This is a genomic window from Bacillus sp. GMa5/1, from assembly GCF_050172015.1.
Classification (GTDB): domain Bacteria; phylum Bacillota; class Bacilli; order Bacillales; family Bacillaceae_G; genus Bacillus_A; species Bacillus_A cereus.
The window spans coordinates 1-5,457 of sequence record NZ_JBNLYC010000231.1; the positions used below are offsets into that span (position 1 = coordinate 1).

A 5,457-nucleotide genomic window follows, 5' to 3' on the forward strand; every position below is an offset into this window, starting at 1 on the left:
TTTACATATCATCTTTTATTAGTTGTGATTCTTTTACGTGCTGTTTCTTAATTAATATTGCTTTATACAAAAACACTATACCTAGTACAGCGAAAATGATACTTACAGGAATGCGGGCAATATGAGGAAGGTAGCGCGAAAGAAAAAATAGACGGACTCTTTCATCCACATCAAATATTTCAAAGACAATCGGCACTATACTTTGGTGCACCAAGAAAAAGATTCCCATAAACACAAGAAGAACAACAACGGTAAGTTTTTTCTTTGGTAATTCCATTTCTTTATTACGAATTTTCTTTTTGTAATTATCACTGTTAATTTTCATCCCACTTTTCATTTCAAATAGCAACTCAGGGCCATTTCTTTCAAGTTTTTTGTAAGCGATGCGCCCAAATAGCCATGCTAAAAACACTCCCGTACAAACCCCAGTCGGTACACCTAACCATTGTATGAATTGTATATGTAATGATGTCCCCAACCATATAACTAGTAACGAAGGTATCGTTGTTACTAGCACCATCAACAGCATGAGCCACGTGGTTATAAACATTTTACTCGCATTCATATCGTCAGCAGATATTATCGTTCCTCTTCCACGGCGATGTGGATCAGTAATTGGAATTAAATTAACTACAGAAAATAAGACAATAAGGCCGACTGTCCCACCAAGTAAAGCTGGGACTACTGCAAATACCCATGGATAAACGAAAGTAAGTCCGCTAGAAAAAGTGAAAATTATTGTAGTTAAAATTGCCACAGGACCAATAGCTATCAACCAAGCTAATTGGCGGCCACGCACGTCAATCCTTTCTGCACCAGGTGTCACCAACGTTAACCATAACGCGCTTCCATCGAAACCATATAAATTACAAGCAAACATACCTGTAAATACAACCATAATTCCCCCCGCCCAAGGCATTAAGTAAGGTATATTAGCAATCGTAACTAAAACCCCATAAAATACACCTATCCATATGCCCATTCGCAGGAAACGGCCTCGTTGTGGATCTCTTCTCCAACTTTTAAGTTCCTTAGTTATAACAGCTCCTATTTTAGTTTCAAAAAAGATTTTAAAAGCCTTTCTATAATGCTTATTAATAATCTTCACTTGAACTTTTTTTGAATCTATCTCTTTACGTCTAGTCAATAATATAGTCCATATAAATAAAAGAAACCCACAAAATATTGTTATTGTACCTAAGAAAATAAAAGCTAATAACCAATTAGATTGACTAGCGTACTCTACAGCAAGTATCGTCCAACTAGATGGAATCATGTAAAATAGCGTAGTATCACTAAATACGATTCTATTGATTACAGGAAGTGCATACCAGCCGACATTTAGAAATGCAATGATGAAACCAATGAACATCGCTCCCATTTCCATACCGACTCTTGATTTCATCGCCTCACCCATAATACTAACTATTACTTTGGATAACAATACTACAAAAACTAACTGCAAAATAATTGCTGGAACTGCTACTATAATCGCATATATGCTAATTCTAGCTGCATAAATTAATAATCCTATAAAAGCTAAAAAACTAACCAGTGGTCCTACTCCTATAAAAGTTACACCGAGAAGCATCCTAGCTAGTTTATAAGAATTGAGCGGAAGCAACACAAAATATTCAGGGCGTAATATTTCGTCTCCTCCAGTAAGCATCGGACCTATAATCCATCCTACTGTCCAAATAGCGAATGTTACATATAGAATGCTTTTTGATATATTTTGTTCTGTCGGATAAAAAGAAAAAAGTAAAATAGTTCCAATCGCTAGCGACAAACCAACTAATCCTGTCATAATAAATAGAACTGCCCTGCCACGATTCATTGAATGTTTAAGTATTGATAACTTCATTTGAATTAAAACATTAACCAAGACAATTCCCCTCCTTTAGCGGCGGGTTTACCTACTAATCGAATGAAAATATCCTCTAGTTTTTCTTCACCACAAACATCTTCCATCTTTCCGGATGAAAGTACTCCCCCTTTCGAAATAATTGCAACGTGGTCACAAAGTTGTTCAACTAATGCCATGACGTGACTAGAAAATACTACAGAACCACCTGAACTAACAAATTTCTGTAAAATCTTTTTAATAGTAGTTGCAGAAATGGGATCTACCGCCTCAAACGGTTCATCGAGAACGAGTAATTTTGGCGCATGAAGAAGTGCAAGTGCAAGGCCGAGTTTTTTACGCATACCAGTAGAATAATTAATAACTAAAGTCCCCTCAGTATTATTCAACTCTAATACTGCAAGTAATTCTTCTGCCCGCTGAGCAACTTCATTGGCATCTATTCCTCTTAACAACCCCATATATGTTAATAATTCGCGACCAGTAAGTCTTTCTGGTAAAGCCAATCCATCTGGTAATACTCCAATCAACGTTTTAGCTTGTTTTGGATTACTCCAAACATCAATCCCAAAAACTTTAGCGTTTCCGCCATCTGGCCTTAACAAACCAACAGCCATTGATAAAGATGTAGTTTTTCCTGCTCCGTTAGGTCCAACAACTCCGTAAAAAGAACCACTTGGAATAGTTAAATCAATACGATTTACTGCAATAAATTCACCGAATCGCTTATGTAATTTCAAAAGTTGTAGCGCAGGAGCAGATTTCTCAAATTCGGTATTCAATGAAATCGATTCATCAGTTTTCATAAAACAGACTCCTTTTTTACTACTATATTCTTTGTAAGCAAAATCCAATAATTTTACTCATTTAATTACAATACTGAAGCATTAATTTATTTAGTAATTCATTATTATTAGCTGACACCTTTTACGTATTCCATAATAATTGCCTGTCTATCGTGTATCTTTGTCACTTCAAATACGTTTGGAACTGGCAGCCCGCATGAATAAGCATATTTTTGTTTTTTTGCTTCATTCATAGACTCTGTACCTGGAAGATATTCTTTAAATAACTTCACAATCTTATTATCATACAGATAAATTTCCGCTGTATTTCCTTTAGCCATTGGCTCACCTAAGTTCAAGTTTCACCCTCCTTAAACCATATAGTATTCTACACCCCTATTTTAAATTCACTGCAATGTTAGGAAATCCTTCTACTCACATAAATCCTATTATTACAAAAATCTCTGAAATGCTAAAAGAAAAGTACGTATCGAAAACAGCCCTATAATTTTTTAGCATAATTATAGGGCGACTTTAATGATGTTGATAATTTTTTGTTTCGTTTGACTTAAATAATTGTTATTTTTAGTAGAAATTAATATACCAATCGGGATTTTAGAATTAAAGTCCTTAATCTTAAAAGATAGTATTTCTTCATTCAAAATTGTACCTTTCGGGATAATTCCTATCGCATTTTCAAAAAGCATTTCTGGAATGAGGTTTAAAGCACTACAATTATAAACTCTTTTAAAAGATAAATTATTTTTCGCTAGGAGAGAACTTACAGATTGATACGAATAACAATTACTTTCTCCTACAATAACTGGATAATCTATAATATCAAATGCTTCAACGGATTCTTTTTGTAACAAAGGATGCTCGGGATTATTCACTATAAATTCAATCTGTTCATCACATATTGGGATGAATTTTACCTTTGATTTATTTTCATTATTTCCGCACACCGCAAAATCAATCTTATTATGTTCTATCATTTCTGATAAAAGTGCTGTATTTCCCACTACAAAATCACAATGTATATATGGTTTTTCAGCATTTAAAAACTCTAATATTATTGGTATTAACCTTTTAGCAACGGATTCTAATAGGCCTATTCTCAAACTCCCTTTTTCTTCATTACTAATACGTTGTGCTTGAGTTATAGAATATTCCCAATGTGTTACTAAGTTTTCTACTTCCTCTGCAAAAAGTTTTCCTTCTTCTGTTAATCTTGCATCCCATCCTCTTTCAAATAACAGAAAACCAATTTCATTTTCCAGCTTTTTTATATGTGTTGTTACTGTTGATTGTGCATAGTTTAATTGTTTAGCAGCTTGTGAAAACGTTCCTTCTTCAATAATTTTTTTAAATGTAAGTAATTCTTTCATTTCCATTTCATACACCACCTTCATCGATTTTATTGATAATTCGTTAATATATTTTCAATTATACAAATGGAAATATTGGAAGTAAAATAAAATCAAAAGGAAAGGAGTCCTCTATTATGCCATTTGTCACTGTTTATCATCCTGAAAAATTATCCGATAATAAGTTATTAAAAAATGTAAGCAATCAAATTCACCATTCGTTAATTGAACATTTCAATATTCCTGAAAATGATTATTTTCAAATGTTTTTACCTTATCCTTCTCATCAACTTTTTTATAATTCATCTTATCTTTTAGAAGGTTCATTAAAACGATCCAATAATATGATTTATATTTCTATTACATGTGGACCTGGGAGAACAATTAATCAAAAAAAAGATTTATATAAAGCTATAGCCACTAGTACAGCTAATACTTTACAAATCTCTACTGCTGATGTTTTCATTACACTACACGAGACACCTATGGAGAATTGGTCATTTGGTCAAGGAATAGCTCAAATGTTAAATCAACATAATAACTAGACTTTAATTTTCCTTAAAGCAAAATAAACTTACCGCTTTCTATAACTATATAGAAAGCGGTAAGTTTATTTTGCTAGGAATATTGGAATGAAACTCTGGTGTATACACAATAGAAAATGAATATCCCTGCACAATAAATGACACTTCATTATGTTTACATTCAAATGGCACATTATTTTTCTTAAAGTTAATTTGGATTCGCTGTAAAAATGCGAGATCCGCTGTTCCGAAAGAAACATGAACTTTCGGTGGTAAAGCTTTCATCGCGATTGGAATCCAAGGTCGCTGCCACCAAGTTGCGACGACATAAGCAGTGCCACCAACTACAAAATTAAAAATATCCCCGTCTTCCATCGTTTTCATATTTAGATTTGATTTCAGCCATTCCCTAAAAATAGGTACACTTTTAACAGGAAGACCAATTTCCCTTACATATAAAATGTTTAAAGGTGAATGCGGTACTAATACATCTTCTTTAACATAACTATGCGCGATAATTTCGAGTAGATTTCCATCTCCGTCTTTAAAGTATAAATTGAATCGACCATCCTCTTCATCAATTATATGACCATCTTTCCATTTCGCAATGAGTAATCCAGACTCCTCAAGCCATCTTGCTGTTTCATGAAATTTTGAATATGGGATTTCAAAAGCAAAATGTGCAGGTGCAATTGGTTCATACACTTCTTGAAAACTAATTGTTGTATAAGGTGTTACTTCAAATTGAATGAAGGATGCTGTTTCTTTTTTTATTGGAAGAGATAATATGTCCTTATAAACTTGTTTTATCCCTTCTATGGAAACCGTTTGTAGTTTTATATCTGATATATGTGTAATCACTTTACATTCCCCCTCATTTCTTATTATCTATTCGTATTGTATTACACTTATAAATA

Annotated in this window: 5 protein-coding genes and 1 pseudogene; 1 reads left to right on the top strand and 5 read right to left on the bottom strand. The window is 33.3% G+C overall.

The window, feature by feature from the left end; all coding sequences use genetic code 11:
• Position 1: 1 nt before the first annotated feature.
• From ACQGSG_RS26110 to ACQGSG_RS26125, 4 genes and pseudogenes are all read right to left on the bottom strand, one after another.
• Positions 2-1,885, bottom strand: coding sequence for a hypothetical protein (locus ACQGSG_RS26110; RefSeq protein WP_098435057.1), 1,884 nt, complete (start codon positions 1,883-1,885; stop codon positions 2-4).
• A complete protein-coding gene (locus ACQGSG_RS26115; protein WP_016110045.1) occupies positions 1,870-2,670 on the bottom strand; it encodes an ABC transporter ATP-binding protein in 801 nt (266 codons plus the stop codon). Before ACQGSG_RS26115 ends, ACQGSG_RS26110 begins: the two co-directional genes overlap by 16 nt.
• A 110-nt stretch (positions 2,671-2,780) precedes the next feature.
• A pseudogene (locus ACQGSG_RS26120) lies at positions 2,781-3,008 on the bottom strand (aminoglycoside phosphotransferase family protein); the annotation flags it as partial.
• A 162-nt stretch (positions 3,009-3,170) separates the two neighbouring features.
• Positions 3,171-4,043, bottom strand: a complete 873-nt coding sequence (locus ACQGSG_RS26125) for a LysR family transcriptional regulator (RefSeq protein WP_048657160.1) — start codon at positions 4,041-4,043, stop codon at positions 3,171-3,173.
• 110 nt (positions 4,044-4,153) lie between these two features.
• Between ACQGSG_RS26125 and ACQGSG_RS26130 the strand changes: the two genes are divergently transcribed.
• A complete protein-coding gene (locus ACQGSG_RS26130) occupies positions 4,154-4,561 on the top strand; it encodes a tautomerase family protein (RefSeq protein WP_001117408.1) in 408 nt (135 codons plus the stop codon).
• Between the two features lie 45 nt (positions 4,562-4,606).
• Here the strand turns inward: ACQGSG_RS26130 and ACQGSG_RS26135 are convergent, their stop codons facing one another.
• On the bottom strand, positions 4,607-5,401 hold the full coding sequence (locus ACQGSG_RS26135; RefSeq protein ID WP_426948368.1) for a VOC family protein: 795 nt from the start codon (positions 5,399-5,401) through the stop codon (positions 4,607-4,609).
• Positions 5,402-5,457 lie beyond the last annotated feature (56 nt).